General features: G+C 50.4%; 42 protein-coding genes and 1 pseudogene. All 43 read right to left on the bottom strand.

Annotation, left to right across the window (positions count from 1 at the left end; translation table 11 throughout):
- Positions 1-107 precede the first annotated feature (107 nt).
- The 43 genes and pseudogenes from NE547_RS07350 to NE547_RS07140 all read right to left on the bottom strand — a co-directional run bounded on the left by NE547_RS07350 (position 108) and on the right by NE547_RS07140 (position 25,576).
- Positions 108-320 (bottom strand): hypothetical protein, encoded by a 213-nt coding sequence (locus NE547_RS07350; RefSeq protein ID WP_195328344.1) that lies wholly within the window; start codon positions 318-320, stop codon positions 108-110.
- A gap of 20 nt (positions 321-340) precedes the next feature.
- The gene (locus tag NE547_RS07345) at positions 341-694 is read right to left on the bottom strand and encodes a nucleotide modification associated domain-containing protein (protein WP_195328346.1); all 354 of its coding nucleotides are present in this window, start codon (positions 692-694) and stop codon (positions 341-343) included.
- Between the two features lie 24 nt (positions 695-718).
- Positions 719-970, bottom strand: coding sequence for a hypothetical protein (locus NE547_RS07340; protein WP_195309091.1), 252 nt, complete (start codon positions 968-970; stop codon positions 719-721).
- A gap of 23 nt (positions 971-993) precedes the next feature.
- Complete coding sequence (locus NE547_RS07335; RefSeq protein WP_195328348.1) at positions 994-1,524, bottom strand: hypothetical protein; 531 nt, start codon at positions 1,522-1,524, stop codon at positions 994-996.
- Complete coding sequence (locus NE547_RS07330; RefSeq protein WP_195328350.1) at positions 1,521-2,063, bottom strand: hypothetical protein; 543 nt, start codon at positions 2,061-2,063, stop codon at positions 1,521-1,523. Before NE547_RS07330 ends, NE547_RS07335 begins: the two co-directional genes overlap by 4 nt.
- Positions 2,064-2,100: 37 nt before the next feature.
- Positions 2,101-2,382 carry a hypothetical protein gene (locus NE547_RS07325; protein WP_195328351.1) on the bottom strand — a complete coding sequence of 94 codons (282 nt, stop codon included), beginning with the start codon at positions 2,380-2,382 and terminating at the stop codon, positions 2,101-2,103.
- 22 nt (positions 2,383-2,404) lie between these two features.
- Positions 2,405-2,800, bottom strand: a complete 396-nt coding sequence (locus tag NE547_RS07320) for a hypothetical protein (protein WP_195328353.1) — start codon at positions 2,798-2,800, stop codon at positions 2,405-2,407.
- 22 nt (positions 2,801-2,822) lie between these two features.
- Positions 2,823-3,149 carry a hypothetical protein gene (locus tag NE547_RS07315; protein WP_195328355.1) on the bottom strand — a complete coding sequence of 109 codons (327 nt, stop codon included), beginning with the start codon at positions 3,147-3,149 and terminating at the stop codon, positions 2,823-2,825.
- 2 nt (positions 3,150-3,151) lie between these two features.
- Entirely contained in the window at positions 3,152-3,316 is a 165-nt protein-coding gene (locus tag NE547_RS07310; RefSeq protein WP_195328357.1) for a hypothetical protein, read from the bottom strand.
- A 112-nt stretch (positions 3,317-3,428) separates the two neighbouring features.
- On the bottom strand, positions 3,429-4,463 hold the full coding sequence (locus NE547_RS07305) for a hypothetical protein (RefSeq protein ID WP_195328359.1): 1,035 nt from the start codon (positions 4,461-4,463) through the stop codon (positions 3,429-3,431).
- 23 nt (positions 4,464-4,486) lie between these two features.
- On the bottom strand, positions 4,487-4,702 hold the full coding sequence (locus NE547_RS07300) for a hypothetical protein (protein ID WP_195328360.1): 216 nt from the start codon (positions 4,700-4,702) through the stop codon (positions 4,487-4,489).
- A 78-nt stretch (positions 4,703-4,780) separates the two neighbouring features.
- A complete protein-coding gene (locus NE547_RS07295; protein ID WP_195328362.1) occupies positions 4,781-5,983 on the bottom strand; it encodes an RtcB family protein in 1,203 nt (400 codons plus the stop codon).
- 24 nt (positions 5,984-6,007) lie between these two features.
- On the bottom strand, positions 6,008-6,238 hold the full coding sequence (locus NE547_RS07290) for a hypothetical protein (RefSeq protein WP_195328365.1): 231 nt from the start codon (positions 6,236-6,238) through the stop codon (positions 6,008-6,010).
- Positions 6,235-7,116 (bottom strand): DUF5662 family protein, encoded by an 882-nt coding sequence (locus NE547_RS07285; protein WP_225123358.1) that lies wholly within the window; start codon positions 7,114-7,116, stop codon positions 6,235-6,237. The genes NE547_RS07290 and NE547_RS07285 overlap by 4 nt, the downstream gene beginning before the upstream one ends.
- A 9-nt stretch (positions 7,117-7,125) precedes the next feature.
- Positions 7,126-7,326: a hypothetical protein gene (locus NE547_RS07280; protein WP_195328367.1), complete on the bottom strand. Its 201-nt coding sequence runs from the start codon at positions 7,324-7,326 to the stop codon at positions 7,126-7,128.
- A gap of 11 nt (positions 7,327-7,337) precedes the next feature.
- Positions 7,338-7,535, bottom strand: a complete 198-nt coding sequence (locus tag NE547_RS07275; RefSeq protein ID WP_195328369.1) for a hypothetical protein — start codon at positions 7,533-7,535, stop codon at positions 7,338-7,340.
- Positions 7,536-7,545: 10 nt separating this feature from the next.
- Entirely contained in the window at positions 7,546-7,710 is a 165-nt protein-coding gene (locus tag NE547_RS07270) for a hypothetical protein (RefSeq protein WP_195328371.1), read from the bottom strand.
- 11 nt (positions 7,711-7,721) lie between these two features.
- Positions 7,722-8,342 (bottom strand): hypothetical protein, encoded by a 621-nt coding sequence (locus NE547_RS07265; RefSeq protein WP_195328373.1) that lies wholly within the window; start codon positions 8,340-8,342, stop codon positions 7,722-7,724.
- Positions 8,343-8,351: 9 nt separating this feature from the next.
- Entirely contained in the window at positions 8,352-8,543 is a 192-nt protein-coding gene (locus NE547_RS07260; protein ID WP_225123359.1) for a hypothetical protein, read from the bottom strand.
- Between the two features lie 68 nt (positions 8,544-8,611).
- Entirely contained in the window at positions 8,612-8,815 is a 204-nt protein-coding gene (locus tag NE547_RS07255) for a hypothetical protein (protein ID WP_009258481.1), read from the bottom strand.
- A 99-nt stretch (positions 8,816-8,914) separates the two neighbouring features.
- Positions 8,915-9,145 (bottom strand): hypothetical protein, encoded by a 231-nt coding sequence (locus NE547_RS07250; RefSeq protein WP_195328376.1) that lies wholly within the window; start codon positions 9,143-9,145, stop codon positions 8,915-8,917.
- 465 nt (positions 9,146-9,610) lie between these two features.
- Positions 9,611-10,300, bottom strand: a pseudogene (locus NE547_RS07245) (hypothetical protein); the annotation flags it as partial.
- Positions 10,301-10,474: 174 nt separating this feature from the next.
- Entirely contained in the window at positions 10,475-10,645 is a 171-nt protein-coding gene (locus NE547_RS07240; RefSeq protein WP_195328379.1) for a hypothetical protein, read from the bottom strand.
- The gene (locus tag NE547_RS07235) at positions 10,632-11,096 is read right to left on the bottom strand and encodes a hypothetical protein (protein ID WP_195328381.1); all 465 of its coding nucleotides are present in this window, start codon (positions 11,094-11,096) and stop codon (positions 10,632-10,634) included. The genes NE547_RS07240 and NE547_RS07235 overlap by 14 nt, the downstream gene beginning before the upstream one ends.
- A 3-nt stretch (positions 11,097-11,099) precedes the next feature.
- Complete coding sequence (locus NE547_RS07230; RefSeq protein WP_195328383.1) at positions 11,100-11,285, bottom strand: hypothetical protein; 186 nt, start codon at positions 11,283-11,285, stop codon at positions 11,100-11,102.
- A complete protein-coding gene (locus NE547_RS07225; RefSeq protein WP_195328385.1) occupies positions 11,282-11,503 on the bottom strand; it encodes a hypothetical protein in 222 nt (73 codons plus the stop codon). The genes NE547_RS07230 and NE547_RS07225 overlap by 4 nt, the downstream gene beginning before the upstream one ends.
- Before the next feature lie 592 nt (positions 11,504-12,095).
- Positions 12,096-12,281, bottom strand: coding sequence for a hypothetical protein (locus NE547_RS07220; RefSeq protein ID WP_195328387.1), 186 nt, complete (start codon positions 12,279-12,281; stop codon positions 12,096-12,098).
- A 63-nt stretch (positions 12,282-12,344) separates the two neighbouring features.
- Entirely contained in the window at positions 12,345-13,130 is a 786-nt protein-coding gene (locus NE547_RS07215) for an ADP-ribosylglycohydrolase family protein (protein ID WP_195328389.1), read from the bottom strand.
- A gap of 40 nt (positions 13,131-13,170) precedes the next feature.
- Positions 13,171-13,788, bottom strand: coding sequence for a hypothetical protein (locus tag NE547_RS07210; protein ID WP_238068174.1), 618 nt, complete (start codon positions 13,786-13,788; stop codon positions 13,171-13,173).
- A gap of 12 nt (positions 13,789-13,800) precedes the next feature.
- On the bottom strand, positions 13,801-14,130 hold the full coding sequence (locus NE547_RS07205) for a hypothetical protein (protein WP_238068176.1): 330 nt from the start codon (positions 14,128-14,130) through the stop codon (positions 13,801-13,803).
- Positions 14,096-15,367: a hypothetical protein gene (locus tag NE547_RS07200; RefSeq protein WP_009258469.1), complete on the bottom strand. Its 1,272-nt coding sequence runs from the start codon at positions 15,365-15,367 to the stop codon at positions 14,096-14,098. Before NE547_RS07200 ends, NE547_RS07205 begins: the two co-directional genes overlap by 35 nt.
- A gap of 6 nt (positions 15,368-15,373) precedes the next feature.
- The gene (locus tag NE547_RS07195) at positions 15,374-16,339 is read right to left on the bottom strand and encodes an N-6 DNA methylase (protein WP_238068179.1); all 966 of its coding nucleotides are present in this window, start codon (positions 16,337-16,339) and stop codon (positions 15,374-15,376) included.
- A 74-nt stretch (positions 16,340-16,413) separates the two neighbouring features.
- Entirely contained in the window at positions 16,414-16,773 is a 360-nt protein-coding gene (locus NE547_RS07190; protein ID WP_009258467.1) for a hypothetical protein, read from the bottom strand.
- A 78-nt stretch (positions 16,774-16,851) separates the two neighbouring features.
- Positions 16,852-17,349 carry a hypothetical protein gene (locus NE547_RS07185; protein ID WP_009258466.1) on the bottom strand — a complete coding sequence of 166 codons (498 nt, stop codon included), beginning with the start codon at positions 17,347-17,349 and terminating at the stop codon, positions 16,852-16,854.
- Positions 17,350-17,351: 2 nt separating this feature from the next.
- Positions 17,352-17,552, bottom strand: a complete 201-nt coding sequence (locus NE547_RS07180; protein WP_009258465.1) for a hypothetical protein — start codon at positions 17,550-17,552, stop codon at positions 17,352-17,354.
- Between the two features lie 5 nt (positions 17,553-17,557).
- Complete coding sequence (locus NE547_RS07175) at positions 17,558-21,760, bottom strand: DUF5906 domain-containing protein (protein WP_238068181.1); 4,203 nt, start codon at positions 21,758-21,760, stop codon at positions 17,558-17,560.
- An 8-nt stretch (positions 21,761-21,768) separates the two neighbouring features.
- Entirely contained in the window at positions 21,769-22,017 is a 249-nt protein-coding gene (locus NE547_RS07170) for a hypothetical protein (protein WP_195328488.1), read from the bottom strand.
- 1 nt (position 22,018) lies between these two features.
- Positions 22,019-22,576, bottom strand: coding sequence for a hypothetical protein (locus NE547_RS07165; protein WP_195328490.1), 558 nt, complete (start codon positions 22,574-22,576; stop codon positions 22,019-22,021).
- Positions 22,577-22,592: 16 nt separating this feature from the next.
- Positions 22,593-23,207 carry a hypothetical protein gene (locus NE547_RS07160; protein WP_195328492.1) on the bottom strand — a complete coding sequence of 205 codons (615 nt, stop codon included), beginning with the start codon at positions 23,205-23,207 and terminating at the stop codon, positions 22,593-22,595.
- Entirely contained in the window at positions 23,200-23,364 is a 165-nt protein-coding gene (locus NE547_RS07155; RefSeq protein WP_009258460.1) for a hypothetical protein, read from the bottom strand. The genes NE547_RS07160 and NE547_RS07155 overlap by 8 nt, the downstream gene beginning before the upstream one ends.
- Positions 23,365-23,482: 118 nt before the next feature.
- Complete coding sequence (locus NE547_RS07150; protein ID WP_225123363.1) at positions 23,483-24,073, bottom strand: cell wall hydrolase; 591 nt, start codon at positions 24,071-24,073, stop codon at positions 23,483-23,485.
- A 10-nt stretch (positions 24,074-24,083) separates the two neighbouring features.
- Positions 24,084-25,049 (bottom strand): DUF6353 family protein, encoded by a 966-nt coding sequence (locus NE547_RS07145; protein WP_256175178.1) that lies wholly within the window; start codon positions 25,047-25,049, stop codon positions 24,084-24,086.
- Positions 25,050-25,051: 2 nt separating this feature from the next.
- Positions 25,052-25,576, bottom strand: a complete 525-nt coding sequence (locus tag NE547_RS07140) for a hypothetical protein (protein ID WP_195325145.1) — start codon at positions 25,574-25,576, stop codon at positions 25,052-25,054.
- Positions 25,577-25,684 lie beyond the last annotated feature (108 nt).

The following is a 25,684-nucleotide window of genomic DNA, read 5'->3' as shown; positions in this document are numbered from 1 at the left end:
ATTGGTAAAGAGAGCCCAACCAGCAGCAGAGCATAGAGTTTGTTTTTCAGCAGTTCTCGTTTCCACATAGAATCGTGAGTCCCCCTCCTTGAAAATATCAATTTTGTTCAGTACACAAAGAGGTGATAAGTGTGTCCCTTCGGATACTTCTTCTTACCATGGAAATTCTTTGCCATTGGTTTGCCCGTGGTAAGGCTGGTCGGGTACGCCCCGATAAGACTACGCCAATCACCGTAAAGACGATGCATTTGGCGGTTCACTTTGGGATAGCCGCGACGAACCATCTCGGCCTTGGCCATATTTCTCAGCAGACTACGCATGATTTTTACCTCCTAAAATATCATTGCGGGCTTCGCAAGCGCTCAATCGCCATACAGGCGGCATTGGGGTCAAGCATTTTTGCCCCCTTCTCCATATCCATCTCCAGAATGGTCATAATGGCATAGTTGGCCAGATCCATCAAAGTGTCCCGAATAGACTCATCAGTGACCCGCTGCTGGCCGGCGTCATTTGCAGAAAGGCGGGAAAGAGTTTTGAACCGGGAGAACTTGTCCCCCAGCCGAATCCGGGTCATGGCTAAACCCTCTTCTACGAAGGTCTGGTGGAAACTGTCGCCATAGTCATGGTTCTTCCGCTCGTACAAGCTATTCAGCTCATCGCAGATTGTCTTATGGCGCATCACTTTCTCATTCATAAACAGATTTCTCCTTTCAAAATATCAATCTGAATTGCAGTTCACTTTGATCGTTCGGTCTGTTTCATCGGCTAAGTGTTTGAGAAGCATGGTCATAAACACTTCAAAGCCGCCGGAGCAACCGATTTCTCTAAACGTAACCCGGTAATTTTGTTTATGCCACTGCTGCTTGTATCGTTTTTCCATATGGACAATGATGGAGTTGGTCATTGCTTCATATCTCCACATAATTTCAAAATGGCGATGCGCAAGATCAATCAGCGTTTTCTCAAGCATCAGGTTTTCCTCCCGGATTCCGATTACCGAACTGTTCCTGTACTCTGATGGAAATAACGGCACTTCAGCTCTGTCGGCTCGATCCAGGAAATATCCCGAAGCCGAATGCTTCTGATAGACTTGTCACCCTTTGAGGGTAAGTTGACACTGACTTCATCCACAGCAGCCTGGGCCGCCAAATACTCCTCTTTGTATTGGCACACATCCCTATGGCCGCATTTAGTGCAGCAGGTTTCTTTTACTCCGAACATACGAACCATCTCCTTATAATTTTCATCCAGCGTTGCGGCCTCAACATTCAGCTGGTGCAGCATCATTTGCAGCTCGTCAACCAGATAAGTTTTGTCATGGCCTTCGCGCTGGCGGACGAGGCCTCGAATCCAATCGGCGACAGTAATAGGAGGCGGGATCTGCAAACCGAGGTCGCGAGCCATACGGTCGATATACCCCACCATCTGGTAGGTCGGTGCTACAATGACAGCGCCGGTTCTTGCGGATTGCTGAATCAGAAATACAGTTTTACCTGTCTGTCTCCCGGCGATGTAGACTGTCATGGTGTTTTTTCCTCCTTTTGAGCTTGGCGACGTGCCTGTTTAAGTGCCAGTTCCATAGCGTCGCCGCCTATGTCATCGTCCTTATGCGGCTTTTTCTTTTTCGCTTCGCACCTAACCAAAGTCGCGTCGTAATCATAGCCGATCCCGGCTTGATACTTTTTCGCAATGGCGCGAAGCTTTTCAGCATGATATTCATAAGTGGCACGATGGAACCCTTCCAATCCCCACTCATCACAGGCCAATTCCAGCAGTCTGGCATAATCCATCAGAGCATTGACGATTTTATAAATATCGCCATAGCAGGTTTTGATTTCGCGTTCACCATCTGCATCATGAAGGTGAAGGGTTACCTTTTCCAGTTCTATGGGCCTGGAAATAATCGGCTCAAATCGTTCCCGTGGACTGAGTTTTCTCTGAGTGGTTTCAGAATTTGATGCTTGAGGTTGGGGGACTTTTTGCACAGGAGAAGAGGGGTAGGGAGGCTTCCATGACTTAGGCGATGATTTCCCAAATAGTTTCTTGGTAAACTTCTCCTTCATAGTTCGGTCTTTCTCCTTTTTCAGATATCAATGTGAACTACTCCTCAGCAGACTCAACGATAGTCACGGTGCCCTCAAACACTCCGAACTCGGATGACTGTTGGAAAGTATGTGTTTCCGGCTCCTCTCCATCTTGCATTGGCCGAGTGAGATACCACAAAGAATCATCTTTCCAAGTGATCATCTCCAGTTTTTGGCCGGGTTCCAGTTCCAAAGTCATATCGCCACCAAAAGAGCGAGCAACGCCTTGGTCGCACCCAGTCAATAGCCCTAACGACAAAATAGCGCACAAGAGTGCGCCGACGTAAATGCGTTTCATGTTTTCTCCTTTTCCGAAAATATCAAGGCCTGATTTCAGCGATGGACTCTACAAAGCAGTTGTAATAGGTATAGCGCTTCCCCTCATAGTCAAAGAGAACATAGCCGCCGTCATTGCCCTCTATATCAATTTTCCCGGTGTACTGTGCAATGATCTCTCCGTCGGCTGTATAAATTGTCACCGTCCGTTCGAGTCCATTGTCTAAATCGCTTTTCTGATCCGTCATGGCCCGCTGGCCAGATGCGGTGTTCTGGAAGTACCAGCGCATACCGAAGAACAATCCCAAAATCAGCAGAATGGCAACCGCCACACTGATAATCTTTCCGAGGACGTTCTCAATCAGACACGCGCCCGCGATGCCGGCACATAAAATGAGTGCCGCAAATAACACAAATGCAATCCAACCGCCGATAGTCATGCTTTTTCTCCTCCTTCAAATATCAAAGAACCTCCGTAAGAATTCGGAAGTCCTTAAACACGCCATCTTCCAAAGTTACTTCGACAGGTTTTCCAAGCAACTCGGAAACATAGTTCACCTTTGCATCCTTGAGGATTCTAGTCACGTGGTCAAGGGATTCTGCAAGATTGCTGTTGCGAGTTTCCATTTCCCAGTGGCAGTCGGGAGACATATTCACCGTATATTTACCAGCATCCATAACGCCACTGCCAGACATCGAGAACCCAAGTTGGAGCCCCAGTTGAAATGAATAATCTCGCATAGTACCAAACTCAGCAAAGTCAATTTTGCCAAGCCTTTTCTCAAGCATTTTTATTCCTCCCCAACAAGTTTCTGATACAGTTCCTCAGCCTCTTTGCCTTGGAACTGGTTGATGATGCGAACATTATCGCCAGGTGCTTTCCGCCCGACGATCAATACCGCGGGGTCGCCGTGGCTGTGGTCAAAGCCGACCAAAACCGTGTCAAAATTTTTCACAGTACCCACCTCACAAAGTCAAAGAGTAATTTCACGAGGAATAGAAGACCGATGATGGCCAGGATCAAAACAGCATTGAATAGAAAACGCAAAATGTCATCCCAGCCATGCTTCATTTTTTCTTCACCCGTTTGGCCTTTCTCTCCTCATACTCAGCTTTCTCGATGGGGACCATCTTACCATCCTCTTCTTTGAAGTAACGGTTCAGCTCGATCCGCTTATCGTCGGGTGTGAGAATATAAAGATAAGCGACAGTATCATAGTCGCCATTCTTTGGGTCAACCAGGAAGTCCTCGGAGAAGACGCGATACTTCTTGGTAGAGGGCAGATAGGGCATGGTAATAGGGAAGATCGTGTCGATAAGACGAGTCATCATCCCATTACTAAACGCCGCACTAGGATAGTTGACGTTGATGCCGCAAACCCGGTCTATATCGGAATAAGTAGCCGTCCCGTCCGGAGCGATTTCTTTGAACAGGGAGGACATACGTTTACACTGGTACTTCTGATACCCTTCTTTCCAGCTACACTCGCCGGTGATATCGCTCCAAATATCCGGAGTGTCTTCGATGGGGGTCAGACACTTACCATCGATCAGGCGGTTTAGAATGCTCTTGGTGATCTGGATACTGAATCCGGAGTGGCCATCTCGGGCCAGCGTTTGATAAGCCCGAAGGGCGCTCTCATAGCAGAGCACGCCATAGGCCCAGTCGTCCGTACCCTCCGAAGCCTCCCGCTCACTCTGACAGGCAAGGGCAACCTCCTGAGCAGCCCAGGAATCTTCTTCCTCGGCCATGTAGACCGCCCGGTCATCCCAATACTCATTGGCGAATATCTTTCTGGTATCGCCCCCAAAGGCCTTGATGATCTCCGGCAGATTCTCATTGACCGCGTCCAGATGGATACCCTGCTCTTTGCAGAATGCCAGCGCCTTTTCCAAAGCCTCTCCGACTCGATTGGTCCAGAGGATGACCTTGGCGCCATTGGCTTGCTCCTGCTTGAGCCGAGAGATGGTCTTGTTGATCGGATCGCCGACCTCCGGGAACTTGTTTGTGACCAGACAGCCGTCGAAATCCACCGCGATGATCTTCGGCCGGGACTCTTTGTTTTCCGTAGTCTCAACTGCTTTTACATTCATCTCATCCATGTGTGTTTCTCCTTTTCAAAATATCAATCCGTAATAGTGAGTTCATTAAGCGAAACTGTTGCCAGTGTGCCGTCCGGTCGCTTGACAACCGCCTTGTTTGCGAAGAGCCCAACGCCGAGCTGTAAAATATCGACCTCTTCACGTCGCAATCGCTCACACTCGGCACAGCTTTCAGGGGTCATCCAATCCATGTCGATGCAAGGGGAACAACTAACTGGTCTTTTATAAATCCCTTTCATGCCGCTCCTTTCCAGAAAATATAAATGCCCCGAACTGCTGCTACACAATTCGAGGCATTCTTTTTTTTCGTATTTGGTTTAATCCGAGGCTTTGAAGTTGTAAACGGGGTGGATGCGCTCCACGATGATTGCAGTGGGGCCGATTTGGGAAACGATCTCCTCTATGCTCTTGTAGGCCATCGGGGACTCGTCCAAGGTGTCAGGCACTACGCAAGTTGTGTAGATGCCCTTCATCTCATTCTGGAACTCTTCTATGGAAAGCATATTGAGTGCTGCTCGACGGCTCATGAGGCGCCCGGCTCCGTGCGGAGCAGAGCAGTTCCACTCCTCATTCCCCGTGCCAATGCAGATCAAGCTGCCATCCCGCATGTTGATAGGAATGAGCAACTTTTCTCCCTTCTTGGCAGAAACAGAGCCCTTCCGAAGAATCATGGCGTCCGTATCAATGTAGTTGTGGATAGTGGTGAAAATATCTACGGCAGTGAGACCCATACCATCTAGGATAACGTCCACCATGGCTTTTCGATTGAGTACGGCGAACTGCTGCGTCAACTTCATATCGTGGATGTAGTCGTCAAACAGTTTTCCCTCCACGTAAGCGAGGTCTTTGGGGATATCCAGCTCATGTTCCTTCTTCAGCGCTGTAATGGTCTTCTGGATCTCCTGGAGCCGTCCTTCAGCTTTGAGCTTTGCGATGGTCTCCTGGATCTGATGCTTGGCTCCGCCCCAGAGTGCGCGGCGTCCCTCATTCTGATAGTAGTCGGCCACTTCCGTTCCGAGGTGCCGGCTCCCGGAGTGGACGACCAGAAACAGCCGTCCGTCCCCGGCTTGGTCTACCTCAATAAAGTGGTTACCACCACCCAAAGAGCCGATGCTGCGAACCGCTCGGTCAAGATTGATCTGGTCAGCGCACCGGAGCTGGGTCAAGTCGATTTCGGAGTTAAGAGAGTGGGGAATATCACGAATTTCCCGGCCATAGGGAATCTTCTCCCGGATCAGCGCGTCCAGCTTGGCGTAGTCGATTTCACGTTCGGCCAACTCCACCGTTTCCATGCCGCAGCCAATGTCCACACCCACCATACCGGGGACGATTTTATCCCGGATGGTCATAGTCGTGCCAATGGTACAGCCTTTTCCGGCGTGCACATCGGGCATGATACGGATTTTACAGCCCGCAAACTCGGGCCGGTCACACACTGCCTGAATCTGCTCCCGAGCCGCTCCTTCCAGCTCATTGGTGTAGCAAATAGCAGTGTTGTATTGCCCTTGAATAGTTATCACAGTTTTTCTCCTTTCCTGCGAGATTTAGAAGTCCAAATCAGTCACATCGTCCCAAATATCCGTCAGCGATCTTCCGTCAAAGAGTTCGTCATTCAAAACCTCATCGACAGAGCTGACAGAAAAGGCATCGTCTCCGCACCATACCTCAAATAGATCTTTCGCCAGAGGATCAATGCCGCAGGAGAAACCGTTATAGATGAAAGTGACATGACCGACCAAATTGGTAAGATGGTCTTTAAGTTCCTGAATCGTCATAAAATATCATCATTCTCCTCTCGTTCTTCGTCTGTCAAATCTCGAATAGGACGCTCAATTAAGTCGCCGTTTTCGTCATAAATATAATCATGGGCGTGTTCGCCGTGTTTTCCAAAGCCATGTTGCTTAGGGTGCCCATGATCGTTATTGCTAATTTGTTTTGTTTGCTTGCCAGCACCGTCGTAGTAATTACGATCGATTCCGCCCTTACCATTCGTCGTCTGTGTGATTCCATTTGGCGGTCCGGTCAGTTCGGTATGTTCAACCGCAATTATACTCTGCCCACCGGCATTTTTCAATCTGTCAATAGGATACGGTGGCCCATTGCGCACACCCCACTTTTGGCCCTTGACGCCGTGGTGAGCCAGGACATTGAACCCAAGCCGGCCCCGGAGCTCCCAGAGAATATCTTCCACTGTCGCTCGGGTTTTGGGGTGAAGTTTGATGTAGGCCTGGTGGTCATCATACCAGGAGAAGATCTCACTCAGGTCACCTTTCTCCCAGCTGAAGGCCCACCAGTCGCAGATCATCTCAATAATATAATTGTAGGGCATCTCCAATAGGACTTCGCCTTCACCGGGGTCGTCGTTGATCAGGACCCAGTGCTGCCAATGGTGAGGATTGCGGTGGATATGTAGAAGCCAAGCCCGATTAAACGCCTCCACAATGGCGTGAGAGCGGTTGCCGCCGTAGAAGTAAGCGTCATAGGCCTCGTACTCGTCGGGGTTTGACTTGGAGGCGTCGTGTTCAAATTCGGTTTGCCAAGCGGCACTCGGTCGGCCTTCAAACAGCCAAGGCATGTTGGTCTGAAGCCAATCAAAGCCCTTTTTCACATTTGCTTTATGCTTTTTCAAATATAAATCATATTGTTGACTCATCGGGGCACCTCAATTCTTAATACCAAGTTTCATCTTGGCCTGCTTGAGCGTGAGCCCGACAAAGCTCTCCGGCTGAAGACTGATGGGTGCCTTAGAACGAGAAACGACTTCTCCATACTTCAGAATACCCTGCGTTCCGTCGTCATAGAGAAGTCGCATCCGATCGTTCAAAATATCATGCTGAACCATCTTAATTCGTTTTTGAGCCATATCGGTCCTCCTTATTTAGAATTGTATCGTGGCAGCTCCCAATTTTGTGCAAATGACTGCGTAGAAATATAGGGGCAAGATTTTACGGTGTAGAGATTGACTTTCCATTCGACCCATAGGCATTCTCCTTTGATGAAGATGCGGGTATCATAGACTTCACCAGTTCGCAATCCCATAGAACCGTCTTCCCCAATAAATTTCAGTTTCATCTTGGCCTCCTCAATCGTTCTTATCTTCATAATTGATGGGCTTATGGGAATTCAGATTGACCGGATGCTCCAGGCACTCGTCGCAAGGCGGTTCGTTCTCCTCCAGTTTTTCATGCTTGCAGGATTTACAATACTTGCCGAAGTAGACAAGCAGGTCGTTATCTCTGATAGGCATGGCGGCGCTCCTTATAATTCTCCAGAATTTTCATACCGTTCCAAAGCTCGACTGCACTTGGCAATAATGTTTTGCCGAATTGTCTGCTCATCCACCCCATATTGGTGCAGCATAACAAGAATTGTGGTCAGAACGTCGCAGGCTTCATCGATGATTTCCGCATCATTTCCTTTCTTTCGATGCTTTTTCATCAACATTTTAATAAGTTCTGAGCATTCTTTGATAAGCTCCGAACATTCTTCCACAACATAGACACTTTGCGGAACACCGGAAGTAGAATCCAATTTTGCCACTGCGGAAATGGCATTCTTCAAAGAATCGTCCGGTCTGGGATGGAAGTCACAGCAGGCAATCTCTCCGGACTGAACTTGTTTACGATACTTCGGGTCTTGAGCCTCTTTGCATACTAGGGCACAGACACAATCGTTACAATTCACGTTAGAATGGACCCCTCTTTCTACGAAATAGGTATAAGGGCCGCAGCCGATCTCCTCAAAGCCGCCCGGAAAGGTGGGGGCATTAACGGCATGCGAAATATCAGTGGTATGCCGGCAATCGAGATAGTGGCACCGGTCTCCACATTGTTTTCGATCGCATAGATAGAGTTTATCTCCCGAATTGATCTTTGGCATTGGGCCCTCCTACAACTCAATAATTTTGAGAAAGTCGGATTTTGCCTTTTCCTTGATCGTCTTCCACAGGGTCTCACTGGCCAGTTCATGCGTCCAAACCGACCGCCCCAGGAGCTTTTCGATGTACTTATGAACCTCAGACATATCGCACATCAGAATGCCGGTATAAGCGGAAAGAACTACTTTTTCATGGAGTGTCATCTTTGTATTCCTCCTAAATATAAAAGAAGAGAGCCCACGTTTCCGTAGGCTCTCCCTTTGGTCGAGGTTTAGAACTTCAGCTTTTCATTGATTTTGCGAATCTGTTTCTCGACCTTTTCCTGGATTTCGGTGTTCCCGGCCTTGATTGCCAGATCCAGGACCTCCTGCCAGTCTTCTAACTGGTCAAGGAGCATTCCCTTGTACTGGTTGTCCGTCATGCCCATGGGATCATCACCACCATCCAGAAGGTGAGAATTGTTGCGTTCAGCCATAGCTTAACAACCTCCTTCCATAATAGGAGCTGCACTTTTTGCGCATAGTCGATTTGGCTTATCCGAGTTCATCATACCATGTGCGCCGGAGGGTGTCAATTAAGTCGTGGCTGGGGCAAGGCCAATCTTTTTGCGATAGTCATTGTAGGTGATTTTGCCGCGCTCCAGAGCCTCTCGAAGTGATTCCTCGTCCGGCCAGGGATAGACATTGAGCGTCATACCACTATCGGGCGAAATATAAATTGCTACCGACCGATCGCGCTTTTCTACGGCGTCGTCGATAATGGTATGTGCCTCATTCCAAAAGCTGATAAAATCTCGGCGTTCCACGAAATATCAATCCTCCTTAACGCCAAAATAGTAGGTACAGTATCATGATAGAGATATGGACTTTTAACACAAAGACCCAAAAGTCCGCAAACTTCCGAAGGAGCCACCAACAGCAAGGGTGCCGTTTCGTCCACGTCTGTAAATGCTCTTCCAAAATATCAAGTTTGTTTTTCATCACCACTTAATGTCGCAGGCTCCATCCGAACAGTTCTCGGAAGGTTTGTCCTCCTCAAAGATATGGAATGACTTTCCCTCCTGAGTTGCCTTCATGAGAGCGCCCCATGTTTCAGCATCGACATCCTCTTTTCGGATTCGGAACACGGCGCGATCAGCATTCTTATGGCCGCTGTGCATTTCATAAAACTTGTCCCACTGAGCATTCAGTTCCTCACGGACTCTTCGCTTTGCCTCTTCCATAATTTCATTGCTGATAGGAATATCTTTTAGGCTCGGACCCATGATCAGTTTGCTATAAGGCAGATCTTCAATCCAATCGCAGAAGGTATGCCACTCATCCAGCTTGTGGTTCCGCCGGCTCTTGTAGATGTTGGCCAACACTTCATAGTTGAGCATGACCGTCCGCCGCTGGTTATAGGAGGCGGGGAGCAGCTGGATCATCTGCCACCATGCCCTTTTATCCTTCTTGAGACCTGTTTCTTCTCCAGTCAAATATTCATGTCTCCAGAAGTTCAAAGACTCGATTACTAAGTCCAGAATGTAAGTAGAAGACTGATAGTCATGATCGGGGACACAGTTATCGCCGCTTAAATGCTCCCAAGAAAAATCGTCTCTACTAAACTCCTTCGCCGCGATCTTATGCATCGTCGAGCAAGAGTTCGCAACAGTCCCGACCTTATATGTATCGAATTCTTTCCACCAGTACAGCGGTCCGGTCAGATCCGCATACACCACGATCATCCGCATGAATTTCCGGTGATCAGTGCCGGCATTGCGAAGACGAGTCATAAGGTCGAGGTCATTAGGGCCAATCATAAAACGATGTCCATCCGTTTCCCACCGTTCATTACATTCGTCGAAGTAGACCGAGGTATGATATAAATTACTATCACTCTTCTCCCAAGAGTTCATCGGATTGCGCATCCCGCGGATGGCGTGCTCCCAGCCCAGAACCTCGGTGTTTTCAATTTTAAGCATCAGATTTTTCTCCTTTTAAACAAGCGCATATAATTCCGGCCAAGCTGAAGATGTTTTCAACTCCATGTTGTTCAAGCATGGACAAAAGTTCTGAATATTCTGGAGAATCAAAATTGATTGAAATATCGAGACGAGTTTCTAAATCATGCAAAGCAGAATCGATCTCATACTTATTTATGTATTTCCCTCCAATCGAATGAAGACTCCATATTCATTAAAGTTTGGATCGCCAAGGGTTGCCCCCGCAAACAGGGCCACAACTTCTTCCATAGTCAACTCAATGGTGTGGTTACCATAGCAAGATGTGCAGCGCTCACGGTCTTCCTCAGTTTTAATGATCAGCATTGTCTTCTCCTTCTTCTAACTCTCTATAACGACAGACGTCTTCTTCTTTGATGATTTTGGCATGCGGATAGAAATGGTCTATGGCATCAAGCTTCATTCGAGCAACCTCGCGGTTACCATGAACGTCTTCCCATTCATACCACTTTCCATCTATCCAAGAGCCGTCATGTTCTAATTTGCAATCGACATACTGGCAGGGGTGCCATGCATTAGACATCGTTTTTCCTTTCAAATATAATGCCTGCACATCTTCATCCGGAACACATTTGATAATGAATAATTGCCCCCAGACTAAAAATTGTCCGAAAGTCATATGTCCAAGATGGAGAAGCACATGGTCACCAACCATTTCGTCTCCAGTAATACCGATGACAATATCACGGACATTTTTGGCATCGTTGCTTACCATAGTATAAGGAGGGTTCCGTGTGCAGTCTTTTACAATGAACATCGGTCATTCTCCTTTCCCAGATTCGAGCTTTCCTTTCTCTCGGTAGAACTCCGCCACCTTTCGACAATGGCGGATATGTTCGCAAGCGATGACCTGCTGAATAACCCCGTCATCACCATAGAGTCTCTCTACGACCGGTTCTAGATCTGCACAATCCTCACAATAGGGTTCAAAATCAGTCTGAATCATTTCGCACTCTCCCTATATTCTTTAATCAGTTCCAGTTCGCGAGAAATGTCAACCTCGCCAAATGGGCGAAGTTGCTCTATTTCTTTTGGCGCATCTTTCCGTTCAAATATCAAAGGTTCGCCGTTTTCGTCCAAGACAATAGCATCATCATTATCGAGCGCCGCTTTCAACATCTGCTCCAGTCTGGCTATTCGCATGGACTCGGTTTCAACAAACACGAAATATCACCAACTTTTTCGTCTATCATCGCACTGCTTCAGACCAGGATTGATTTTTCCGTTCTTTAATCCAGCATGTTTCGCAGAGCAAAAATAACTGGAGATTGTTCGTTTGCCAGTCTTATCACGGTTTCCATATATTGGGTGGGCGTGAACACAACCCCTACAAATTTTCGGAAGTTTTTTCATCGTTAAAACTCCTACATTGCTCGTTCGTCTCATCTTTGAAACGAATTTTAGATGGATCGACTTTTCGGACCTCTCCGGAAAACTCCACAATGCCATAGACTTGCCCAATCTGGCCTCCGGGATGACCACCCCGCAGAGGACTTGCGTCTATTACATTGGACCAATGCTCCCAGCAGTGGAAATATCCAAACTCGCCGTTTACCTCGCAGAGCCTAGTTTCCAATTTGATGTCCATACTTAAACCGGCCATAACTTACCTCCAAAATATAATTCTGACTACTGATGATTTTTCCCCGCAACGTTCTCAATGAGATATGCGCCGCAGATTCCGAATCCGAGAACCATCAGAGCAAGAATTGCAAATATAATCCATCCACCGATTGTCATAACTTTTTCTCCTTCCTTACTCCTTTCCGGAGTTATCGTTCTTGTTATTGCCGTATAATGTGGCCGCGATAAACGCCTGAGTCAGCCGGATGGCTTCTTCCGGAGTCGCTTTGGCCGCTAGAACGCTTCGATAGAAGACCAGCGCTGTCTCAGCGATCATGCCGAGCGCATTGATGAACTCCTGAAGCTGTGTTTTATCCATGTAGATTATCTCCTGTAAGTAGACAAAGAAAGACCACCCTCGATTTGAGGATGGTCTATTTTCTCAGCCGTATCTCTTTTGAAAATCTCCCAAAATATCAAGAAACTCCTGGGGCAGATAGTCCATAGCTCTTTCCCAGAGCTTATACGGTATGCCGTAATAAGCTTCCGCAATTCCCCCGGCAATAGCCGCAATGGTGTCGCTGTCTCCGCCAATAGAAACTGCAAGCCGAATGGTGTCCTCGAAGCCCTCAGACTCCAGAAACGCCTTGATTGCCTGTGGAACAGAGCCTTGGCAGCTCACGTCAAAGCGATACTTTGGTCTGATCTCGTCGATGGTGAAATCCAAAATATAATATTGGTCTTCCACCACTTTTCTGATCATCTGCTTGGTGGCTCCGTTCCGAGCATCCCAAACGGTCAGAGCCGCAGCCCTTGCCCCTTTCATGCCTTCCGGATGATTGTGCGTAACCTGCGTCACCGCATCTGCAATCGCGATGCATTCTCCTTCTGACCTGGCCACATAAGACACTGGACTGATCCGCATGGCAGCGCCGTTTCCGTAACTCCCATAGGGCTTCGGGTTCTCTTTATGAAGCCACAGCCAGAAGGACTGTCCGAATCCGCAATTCAGGTATCTGCGTCCAATGTCCTGCATGCACCCCACGACTCTATCGCTAAGGTAATCGAATTTGCCGTCACATTCCAGCAAAGCCTTGGCAATGGCCACCGTCATAGCGGTATCATCCGTAAACCGGCATTGTTCTGTGAACAGCTCAAAATCCTTTGACTTGCGGTTATGCCACTCAAACCGGGAACCGACGATGTCGCCGATAATTGCTCCGAGCATGTACTTTCACCTCTTGTTCAGTAGAATATAATAAGGTATGTCACTTGTCAATTTCCAGGATGTGTGCCGCAATCATATCGGCCGTATGCGTCCAAAGCACGTTTGGATACTCATGAATGGCCCGAGTATAGTCGTTCCACTCCTTCTGATCCACAAAGGCACCCATGTGATAGCGAATACACAGGATTTCCTCCATAGTCAGCTGCAAATATTGGGAGAGCAGCATGACGGATTTGTCACCGTGACCCTTGAGAAGCAAGTTTGGGTCATATTCCCATTTGCTTTCGTCAACAAGAGGGATCGGACCACCCCCACCATAGAAAGTTGTGTCGACGGGATGCTGGTATTGATCCTGCTTACAAATATCATGAAACATGCCGATAATGTACGGAGAGTCGGGGCGCTGCCACTCCAAATTATTATTGTGGCTGAGGGTGACCAACACGGAAGTCACATTGTAGCTGTGGTCAAACAGACCGCCTTCGTAGGCTCCATGGTACTTTGTGCTTGCCGGTGCGGTAAAGAACCCACTCTCTGTCAGCTTCTCAGCGATGTCCTGCGGAAACAGATGCAGAGCAGGTGCCATGCAATCATGAAAAGCGCGAATGCGGTCTTCATGAGTGACGAAGTTTGCCGAAGATTTAGTTTCATCGCACATCGTTTTTCTCCTTTAGATTGGAATTTTCAGTTGTTCATACTGGCCGTAAGTACCCTTGTTTTTCAGCGCGATCAACTGCCGGGCCTTATTGACCGCCCAAGGGTCATTCAATGGCAGGTTCATGCCGGTGGAGTGGTCGAAATCCTTGAATTCTTTGTCGTAGGGTACTTTTGCAGCAATCTCCGGATACTCGGCTTGCAGCTCCTCCAATTCAGTGGCCCATGCCGACCATGTGCTATCCGAAATCAGATTGTCGTTCATCTTGTAGTAAATAATGCTATGAACCAGAATCTGCCTCCTCCGACGATTAAGCAGCTCTGCGATGCTTTTCCGGCTCGGCATTGTGGTTCACCTCCAACGGTTTCGTGGCCCAGCCGACGAACTTGCCCTCATTGAAGTTCTTCTTCTTGGACAGGGCCTTGCTGATAGCGAGGTCGATCCCAGAAAAACTCTTCAAGTGATAGTAGTTCAGGTCCCGGTATGGCGTGGTCAACCGATCAATCCGTCCAGCCGCCTGGGTGGCCACTTTATAGGAATACTGCTGTGAGTAAAATATAATGGTGTCCGTGGTGATGCAGTTCCACCCCTCGCAGCCGGCGGTGTATTGAACGAGGTACACCCACTTGTCCCCCGTGGGGATCTCCTGGTGCTTATGCCCATTCCACTCCGCGATTTCCGTGCCCTCCGGATACCCAAGGGAACGCAAAATATCCAGCTCGTAGTCGTAGCTGTAAAAGATGATGGCTTTGGGGTGGTCCTCCAGCAACTCCAATACCGCGACTGCTCTGGACTCATCCGAATTCGTGACTCTGCGGAGCGCCATACACAGTTCCGCTGCCGTCTCAATCGGCCGGTCTTCCCACGGGTTCCACCGGCTCCGCATGATGTCCTTATACTTGGAAATATCATACGACACTCGTACATCCTCATGGTGGGAAACCGTCTGCCGTTTGAAGTCCATGTTGACCAGGATTTTATCCCGAAGTCGGATCAACCGCCCTGTATTGCGGTAACCGTCAATCTTCGGATACTTGGCCCGCCAGTCATAGATCACATGCTGATCCACAAAGTCGGTCTTATTGCGGTAGAACCCATTTGCGATAAAGACCGGAATATAATCCTGCCAAGTATCGCCGGGCGTAGCCGAAAGCAAGATCCAATTATTCGACTTGACGATTTTAAGGAACGCTTTGGTCCAGGCGCCGTAACCAACCACCCGCTGCTCGTCAAATATAAAGAAGGCATTCTTAACGTCCACATACTTGGTAATGTTGTTCCAGGAGTCAATGACCACTTTGTTTTTGTAATAATTGGCATCCGGATTAGGGGAGAGCAGGAACGGAGCCAGATCGCCTTGCCATTCGCAGGTATCCCGTTTGTGCGCCGTGGTGATGATATAGAGATCTCTGGGTTTCTTCATCGGAATATAATCATCCGTACCCAGCTGGCCGCCCTCATGCAGATAGTAGTAAGCGAGGCCGGTCCTGGATTTCCCAGAGCCGACCCCGCCGCAGAGAATGCACCCGTTTTTCATCCGGCCCAGGGCTTCGCGCTGATAGTCATAAAGCTGGATCGCCACAGGGCATCACTTATCCTCTTTCTCAAATAAGTCCATAAATCTATGGATCATCCTTCTCGTGTGCCATACATCTGAGAAGTACATAGGTGTGAACCAGTAGTTCTCCATGCTATCATCGGAAGTCATCGGCTCCGTAAGAGCATTTCCAACCTTGATATAGCCGGCTACTCCCAGCAGAGAAATTTGAATGTAGCACATCAGGGCCACCAGCTCCTCAATATCTTGACCGATGACCAGAATGTGGTTCTGAAAGTTCAGCCCAGCATCTTCCAGCATATGGCGTGCCGAATTGATTGCCGCGATCAGGTTTGCGCCCGCACCGCAGCAGCAGTCGTTGATGGAAACATACCCTTGCTCCTCAACTTGCTGAACAAGGTCGCCCATCGTGACGTCCGCCATCAGTTGGCACACATGGTATGGTGTAAATATCTGTTTCAGCTCCTCGTAGTCGAGGTGCAAATCCATGAACATCCTGCCGAGAAAGTCCTGCTCTGGGTTCTCATCCAGGGCCATGACCACATCGGCATAGAGTTCGGGGAAAATATGCTGCTGAGATTTTTCGTATTTGTTGATCGTTTCAAGATACCGCTTCTCGCGTTCATCATAGTGGGATTTGTCCACGGTATTGGACATTGCACAGGCCGACATGACGATGAAGTCTCTCCAAATATCAATCGGGCGACTCCTTGGAGAAAGCAGCTGCTGAAATTTAGAGCGAAACTCATGATAATACTCGCTTTTCCTCATGGTCATCCTATGCGGAAGATACTCTTTCTTAACAGACCGAGCGGATTCCAGCATCGGAACAATCGGCGTTTCCTTTGTCTGTACTGCCTTTGGCGGAACAGCCATAGGCGGTTTCCATGGCTCCTCCATCGGTTTTGACCGCGTCTGTATCCTTGGTTTCTGCTGAGAAGGCTCGGAATGTTTCTTCGATTTTTTCTTCCGGGTATTTTTCCAGAATGGTTTCATTCCACGCCCTCCTTAAATATCATGTCGTAAATTACCTCTTTAGCCACGATTTTCTCCTTTCGTGCGTAAAACGCTTATGGATATACTCCGTCTTCTGTTCGGAAGAGACCGATGACCTCCTTGTCGATAAACTCTGCCGCAACGCCAAACACATTCCGCATCTTTGCATCAAAAGAAGTGCATGCATAGCCGTACAGCTTCAGCGCAAACCGATAGGCGACGTCCTCGACGGGATTGTCTGGATCTTCCACAATGGTTTTCGCCAGCTCTGAAATCGCCCATCTCTGAATGCACCGTTTCTCAAATTCTTTTTCTTTGTCTTGAGCACGTCGGCATACCATCAGACCTTCTTTGATGTTGTTGCGTAAATTGTCCGGCTCGGTATAATCCAAAAATGCATACATGCCATCGACAAACGCTTGATGTTCGTACATAGTAATGCCTCTTTCTCAGGGGGGGGGGGATAAGGGAGCGCCGGCTATCTCCTTATTCACCGACGCCCCCATGGATATTTACTCCTCCGGATACTCTTCGCCGGCGTATTTCTCGGCGAACCTATCCTCCTCGATGACGACATACATATTCCGCAGATAGGCCTTAACACCGCGCTTTTCGTTCGTGGTGCCCTCCTGAATGACCCAGTTGTAGGGACGGATGGTCAGATCCACGTGCCGGATCTCCGCAAAATCGAGGACATCAATGGCCTCCTCGTCCAGTTTGGTCTTTTTCTTTTTCCCTTCAGGAATCATATAGACCGTAGGCGGAATGTTCCCAAAGCTGACCGCCACCTGAATATAATAGCGGGGGTCTTCGCCCTCCTCACGGGGCGGGCGCTCCCGGATGTTCCAGCCATCATCCATGAGCTTTTTCGCATCCTGCGGGTTATCGATTTGGACACAGAAGTTACGCTGGCCGGCTCGGTTATACTTACCCTCCCGTCCGGAGAAGTTCCGAAACATAATATGGGCGTCTTCAATCACGAGGTTGTCATTTACTCTGGAATTAGCCATAATCAGAATCTCCTTTTCAAATCTTCGATTTCTTCTTCGAGCTTTTTTACGCGGTTAAGCAGACGGCCCTCATAGCCCATAGCCATGAGAGCCATCAGAACTGCCAATACGATATTGACCACACACCAAAACGGACGGCCAGTGACGCCTGAGATGAAGGCAGCCACAACATTGAACCAAAATATCGTCAGTAAAATGGTCATACCCGTCACCTCACATCAAAGGGCGTCGCAGCGTCTTCATGGGGTTCCCCGGCACTGAACCAGGGCGGCATATCATCCTCGGCCTTCACATAGGGATCATCTGAGATAAACCATTCAAAGTCGCCGTATTTGGAAATATCCGCGACAGCGGCATCCACCATAGCGTCGTAGTAGCCCCGGTCAATGCCGTCCTCTTTACCGAGCTGTTTGACCATCTCAGACTCCAGCCAGCGATAGCCCTTGGTCCCACCGGCCAAGGCGTAGCTCTTCTCGCCGGTCTTCTTATCCACGACTTCCCGCAGCAGCAAGCCTCCATTGTAGCCGGGTTTCATGGGGCAGAAGGAGCCGACCTTTCCCACGAAAATATAATTGTGACCCTGCTCGATCAGTGCGCCAAGTTCTTCATCGGAAACATGCCCCCATGTCTCAAGTAAGGCTTGATCCTTTTTGCTGGTATGCTGATCAAGGAACTTTTCGCCAGTTGTAGGATTCAAAATATAAGCTGTTTTCCGAAGAACAGAAACTCGCTCATACTCGGAAACATCTGGCAAAGTCTCGTTCGTATCCAAATACAGCGCGCTGGTGACCGACTTGGTCTCGCACATATCCTCGAACAAGATTTCCTCTTTGGAGAACAGTTTCTTGAACACATACGGAATCTGGAACTGGGTGCCGGTCGCCGTCCATTCGCCGGGGTGCTTCCGAATATCACCCGGCACATACCCATACGCCTGCTGGCATTTCTCCTCCGTGGCATATTTGGCAATGTAGACCGCGTTGTTCACCAGGCACATCCGGTCATAGGTGGCCTCGTGCTCAAAGACATAACCGTACTTTTTGCCGTAATCCATGACGAACTGAATAATCTCCGGCGTTGCGTCCGGGATTTTAATGGAGTCCGTCTTGATGTGGGCAACAGTAAAGCCCTGTTTCTGGACCTCATGCTTGAGGTTGACCATGAACAGGGCTCCGCGCTTGGCGACGATATTATCTTTGTTCCGGGTGTCCCGGAAGGGATTCTCAAAGTTGGCCGAGGTCAGGCCATAGACCGAGTTGATGGCGATCTTCAGCGCCTGGGCCAGAGCATCCGCCGAACTCTCGTCCGTCAGGTACTTGGCCAAAGCGCCGTTCAGCATCTTTTTCGCCTTGTCGAAGTTCTTATGCTTAATCTCCACCCGGGCGTCCTTGATCTCCTGGAACCGTTTGGTGTATTCCGGCCCGAACAGCTCCTCGGCGATGATGCTGCTGGGATGCATGGAGGCGATGTCCAGCAGTGCGATATCGCCGTACATACCCGGCTCGGCGTAGACGTAACCGCCTTCGCCCACCTCCTCGCCGCGATAGATGGATTTGCCGCCTTCAAACTTGTATCCGGGGAAGATGGGACGGCCCTTCTTGTCAAAGACCGTGAATTCATCGAACTCTGGTTTCCCCATCGTAAACGGCAAATCCCGGTATGGGTCGTTGATTTGGGTCACATCGCCCATATTCCGGTAGCTGAACTGGTCTTGCGGGTGCTTGTTTCCGCCAAATATAATTCTGGTGGTCAGGGAATTGGTGGTGTCGTTCACCGTCATCCCCGCCACGTCCGCCAGAATCTCCCGAGCCACGAAGTCGGCTTTCCGGGCGTTGAATACCGCCTCGGTGGCAATGACGTCGTTGTCGCAATACTCCGCGACCTTCTGCCACATATTCTCCGGCACCGGCTGGTCCCAGGGAAGCCCCAGCTCCTGATGGTGGATACCCAGCTCGATCTCCCATTTCTTCAGGCTCTGCTTAACCGAGCAGAAGTCATATACGTCCGTATAAGAGACGTTATACGCCTCCCCAAAGAAGCAGTTGTTGCTCCGGGCCTTCTTCTCACTGCTGATGATCTTCTGGGAGAGATTATAGAGCTGCTCATTGGTGTAGCCCATCAGCCGGGCATACAAAATATGGTTGTCGTACCTCCGGCAGTTGAACCCCACCAGACGGAACTTCATCAGCTCCTCGATCTCCGTGGGTTTTGGATTGATCATCCGGACCACGGTCTGCCCGGGGCCTTCGATTTTCCAGTTTACCAGGAACAGGTTAGGGAAGACCTCCACGTCATAGAAGACCAGCTTGGCCTCATCGTTCTTCACCGCGGGGCCGTCTTCGGCGGATTTGAACGGCATCTTGTTCACCAGCTTGATGCAGTAGTCCGCCTGATTGGTACTGTTGGCCGCGAAGGCCAGGACGGCGTTGCGCATATCGGTGACGTCATAGGTCAAACCGCTCTCATACGCATCCGTCAGAATTTTGTAGATAAAGTCGATTGAGGGCTTAGTTGCCGGATGAATCTCCTTATTCAAATTTCGTTTGATCTGAACTCTAAGCCCTTTCTCGCTTTGAATGACTTTGGAATTTACCACGTTGTTTTCTCCTTTCAATGGTAACCCAGAGCTTATCGTAGCGATAGGCAGGTCGTTGCACTTGGACAATTTGCGGCGCAACGAGCTGTTTCCGGTAAACACCTTGACCTCGATATGGTCGTCGTAGACCCGGCTGAGCCTGGTCACATCTCCGGAATAAATATAATGCAGGTGGATGCCGCAGCCGCTTTTACTCACCTCCGCATAGGTTGCCGGCCACTTGCCCGCCTCTTCCAGATTCCGCTCAAAGGACTTTCCGCCCTTGTCATCCGGAATATCAAAGTCGATGACGATGTGGTTCTCCGGCACTTTGACATAGTGAAGTTTTGTGGTGTCAATGGAGGACAGCTTCGTTGCGACCTTCTCCCATTTCCGCCGGGGCGTGCCCTCCTCATTGGCATACTGCGCCAAACAGCCGGCGCAGTCCCGGTCGAAGGCGGAGGTCTGTCCCTCCACAAGATTGATGGTGGGATGGGGCGGTTTATCGGCTGCCGGCTTTTCTTCCGGAGCCTGCTCCTCAAACTTTTCCACCCGAAACCCGCTGTAATAGTTCCGAACACGGGAGCCATCTCCCATGCTGAACCGTTCCTCATACTTTCGGAAGTAGTTTTTCAGCTCCTCCTTAAATATCATGCGGGAAACTGGATAGGGCACTTTTGCGTCGTCGCAGTAGGTCTTATACATTTCCCAGGCCGATTTCAGCGATACGCCGTCCTCCTGCTTGAACACATGGTAGGAGTCCACCACGAAGTTGTAGAAGTCATTGGAGGCCCCCATCATAGAGATGGGAATATAATCGTCATAGTAGTCCGGGTCCTCCAGATAGACCTCCTGGCAGTGGTACGCAATGCCGCCCAGCTCAAAGGGGATCTGCTTGGTCAGCGTCCGGTACTCCGCCGGGGGCACCTTGTCTCCGGTGGGTGTCACGTCGATCAGCCGTCGGATGATGCCCGACTTGGCGTCCGTGATCTTCACCGGCTTGTTAGTTCCCATGATCAGGAACGCCTTGAACCGGTTGGAATAGGCCGAACGGAATTTCTCGTTGACCGTCATCATCTCATGGGAGACCAAGCTGTTGATCCGGGTATTGTCCTCAATGCGGGAAAGGTCGCCGTCATGCTGGATCGCCACCAGCGGATTGGAGCGAAACGCCTCCAAAGCGAACGCGTTGCTGGAGGAGCCCAGATCCTTTGCGTTGAAGCTGGTGTAGTAGCCCTCGAAGAGCTGCTGGATCACATTGATAATCGTGCTCTTTCCCGTTCCCACCGCACCATAGAACACCAGGAACTTTTGAATCCGCTTGGACTCTCCGGAGACGATGGCGCCAATGCTCCATTCGATTTTGTGGCGCTCCTCGGGAGAATATAATGTGGAGATCAGCTTGTCCCACGCCGGTGTATCTCCGGGCTCCAAGGGGTAGGGGAGGGCTTTGCTGGCAAAGTCCCGTTTCCCTGATTTCGTGTTGGAAAAGATCAGTTTCTCGTCCAGCATATGAAACTGGTCCTTCATCTGCTTTTGGCAATACTTGTGCCAGGTGTCGATCATACCGGTCTCCGCGTCCCACATATGGAGAACGCGGATGTTGCCGTCAAAACGCTTGCGGTTTTCTTCTGCGTATTGGTCCAGTTCACGGTCGATCAAGTCGACCGCATCCTGTTCATCAGTCGACCATATTCCCCGTTCGTCAATCCATATTGCATAGAAGTCGCCGCCTCTGATCATGAGGTCGTTACTTTTCTTGATGATAAACTTGGGATAGATCTCGATGATACCGCGTTTCCCGCTGCGCGTTGAAATCATCAAGAAGTCCAGCATCGGGCCGATTACTCTCCTTCACCATACTCCAGCTTTTTTACTCTGACAGAAAGCTGATAGACCTGTTCCTCCTGTTTCCGGCGCTCCATCTCCGACCACACTGCGTATCCGAACGCGGCAATGGCGAGTACGGCAACGCCGCGGTTTCTCCGTGCAAGCTTTGTCAACCGCTTTTCCAAAGCCCGGCAGTTGTGATTCAGCAGGTCTGTCAAATCGCCCAGGGTGCTCACCGGAACGAACTTTCCCTTCTTGCCCATCTCAAACGCTCCCTTCCTTCATCATTTCGCTGAGGTAATAGTTCATCTGATACCAGATCTCCGTGCGCCGCATATCACGGCCGTTGTTGACCGTGAAAAGGCCGCCCTCTCCATTGCGTTCGTACCCCCGGTCCAAAAACCGTTCCAGCGTGGCGTCGACCAAATATCGGTCGAACTTCCGGTCTTCCATGCCGCCAAGCCCCAGGCTCACCAGCATGCTCCAGAACCACTGCCCAGTCCGGTCTCCCACGTCCGGGTCATCCATGATGTGCTCCTCACAGCGGATGGAGAGGGCGATCATCATCTCTAAAATGCTGCATGGCCGGTCGTCCAGACAGGACGCCACCATGACGTCAGAATATAATTGCTCGCAACCGAACCGATATCTAAGATTGATGCCGTCTTCGGCCCGGTTGCCGTCCATCGGAATCGTATAAGTGAATTCCGTATCGTAAAGTCTGGCAAACAGCTTACGATAGGACTTGTTAGAATATCGGTCATCAACCACGAGCTGATACATCCAGTCAAAATACTGGTCACTCAGTTCATCCCGGGTCAAATGTTAGACCTCCCTTTCAAATTTTCGGAGGCAGAGTGCTGCGGAACTCCGCATAGCTGCGAAGATCCCGAAGGATCTCATAGTCGCACCGCTTGGGGTCGCTCCGGACAAAGACAGAGTCCTTCTCATACTCCCCAAAGTGGTTCAGCGCATCACCGACAATGTCCTCCGGCTCGTCGATGATGACTCCGTTCTCGTCAGACAGAATGCCGTCATCAAAGTAGGTCAAGCTGATCTGTGTGTACCCCTCTATCTCGCCAAACTCGTCCGGGGAGATAACGTAGGGCGCCTCCACCTCATGCTCAGGAGGCTGCGGCACCGAAGTCCTGGAATACTGCACACGGTTGACCATCTTGGCATAGTCGTTGATGTCGCCCTTCTCCCGGTTCTTGGCGGCCGATGCCTGAATGGTTTTGGGCTCCTCCGTATCCATGTCCGGGCTCTCCAACCGCTCCTTGAGGTTGTCAATTTCCCTTTGCAGTTTTTCCTCTCTGGCCCGGAACGCCTGCTTGGCGGAGCAGATATCCTGCTCGGAAATCTCTTCGTATCTTGCCTTTAGAACATACCAAACAGAACCCCCGCCAACAGCGGCCCCGGCGAGGAACGCCAGGACGGTTCCAAGTTTACTCATTGTATTCATCCTCCTCATCCCGCACGCTCATCACTGTAATGGCAAGGCCCCCGAACAGCAGCGCGGCACTGATCAGGAGCCCTCCGGTGATGTGGCGTTTTCTTCTCGTGTTGACGGCATAGTCCAGCATGGACACCAGATTCGCAAATCCCTCCATGCTCACTGCCTCCCGGATGACAAAATGGTGACGCCGCCGACAAGGCACAGCCCGGACACAGTCGCCAGGGCATAGGACAGCAAGGTTTTGAGACAGTTTTTCATGATGCGCGCCTCCTTTAATCATAACTTGAAAAATAATGCGCCCCGACCTGGAACATCGGAACGCCGTAGGAATGGTAATGGCCGGTGCGGAAGAAGACCGCGTCGTAATTTGTGCGGCTCTCCAGCTCTTCCCGCACCAGCTGCACCAATTCATCCTTCACATAACAGCGGGTGATGCGGTCTCCATACATACCGGAAAACTGATTCTTCTGGTAAATCACATCGTAAATTGTGTCGGGAAAGTGGGGGTCGTCCACCCGGTTCAAAATCACATCAATTACCAGCCGCTGGCCATACTCGCACTCTCCCTCGGCTTCCGCCATAACACAGAGGGCAATCAGTTCGATCTCCTCCTGGGAGACGGAAGGAACCTCCGGCTCCGCGGCGACGGCCTCCTCAACGACCGGCTGCTCCACAGCAGGGGCCTTTTCTTTCGGCATATCGGCCGAAATATCAGTTTTCTGGGCAGGCTTGACGCTGTTTACGACCACGGCTTCGTATGTATCCGCCGCTTCATAGGCGGAAGCCATCTCCGCTTTCCCAGAAAAGGATATGCCGGTCAGCGCCATCACCACGACCAGCAGGGAACATATCAATTTCTTCATGGTTCAGCCCTCACAGGGTCTGGTGGGTAGCCAGGGCGTCGGTGATGTCGCCCGCCACGTTGAAGTCCAGAACGAAGGAACGCTCATACCCATTCACAAAGTCCACGGCCTTCTCGCGGCAAACCTCGAAGATGCCGAAGTCCACGAAATTGTCGCCCATAGGCTCCTTGTCGTCATAAATCCACCCTACCACGGCGCCGGCCTTGGTCAGCTGGAACCCGAGCATCTCATAGACTTCGTTGAGGAACAGATGGCCGCGGGACTTGAGCCGGTCGTTCGCCTGGGACTGCCGGGCAAGCAGATAGAACCGGTTCTGCTCCGCGTTCTTCATATAGGCGGGGTGCCCCTCGTCGAAGATGCGGGCATAGGGGCTGTACTTGGAGGGGTCCCAGCCCTCGTCCACGACGTCCACGGTCTCCTTGACCTTCTTTTCCTTGCCCTTTTCATCCACAACGGTGGTCTCGATCTCCTTGGCCTTGAGGTTGTACCGGAGCTCCTTCTCCACCTGCTCGCCGAACCGCTCCAGCACCCGGCCGCGATAGTCCTTAAAGGACTGGTCCAGCGTCGCATAGGCCGCCGCCAGCGCCATGTTGCGCTTTCTCAGGATTTTGTGGCTGGTGAGAATGCAGGTGATGGACGCCGCGCCCAGCAGAACGGCGGGGGCATACAGCTTGACATACTGGAACCCGGTGTGGGAGTAGACCTGAATGCGGTCATTGCGGGCGTCCTCCTGGGTATAGAGCTCACCCGCCAGGGTCACGCCGGACTCCTCCGCATTCTGAATCCGGTCCATATCATCGCCGGTCTTCTCCGCAACCTTGAGCGCCTTGGGGGTGGCCTTGCAGGCCATGACGGCGCTCACCACCACGCCGACCACTCCGGCTGCCACCAGAATCTCCGGGCTCTTCTTCTGGAGCTGGAACCCAATCTTGTTGAACGTCAGGTTCATGGACTTGACAAGTTCGTTCTTTTTCATGATCAAATGTCCTCCTTAGAGAATGATTTCGCAATGGATTTATAGATTTTTCCGACATTCTGAAGGTTTCCGTTGAACTCCTCCAAAATATCATCGAGCTTATCGTCAAACTTGTCGGCGATCTGCTCCTTGGCCTTCTGCACAACCTCTTTCCTGAGGCGGCTTTCATCGATTTTGGCCACACTTTTTGCAATCTGGTCGGTTACCCCGTCCGAAATCGCGTCATAGTGCTCCTTCACGGCGGCGCCGACCCGGGTTTCAATTTCCCGCTTAACGTCGTCCACCACCTCGTCCGTAGCCCGCTTTACCGCGGAATAGGACTCCCGGTCCACCGCACGCTGCACCGCCTGGTCGATGACCTTGGCCGGAATATCGACCTCGGTTTCGTTTGCCAATCGGTCAATGCTGGTGTCCAGCTTGTCACATACCGCCTTCATCCTGGAATGGACGCCGATGGCATAGCCAACACCCAGCAACCCCACGATACAGATGCCGACGCCAACGAAGGAATCGGTATTCAGCTTCATGCCTCTTCCATCTCCCTCACGTATTCGTGGTACTCGGCGTCCGTGGCAAACAGCATCCACTTGCCACAGACCATGCCCTTGTACCCAAAGGAAGTCTCGTAACCATAC

It is taken from the genome of Flavonifractor sp. DFI.6.63, assembly GCF_024462255.1.
GTDB classification, from domain to species: Bacteria; Bacillota; Clostridia; order Oscillospirales; family Oscillospiraceae; genus Lawsonibacter_A; species Lawsonibacter_A hominis.
The sequence above is the reverse complement of the archived record's forward strand: the minus strand, read 5'-3'. Positions and strand labels throughout refer to the sequence as shown.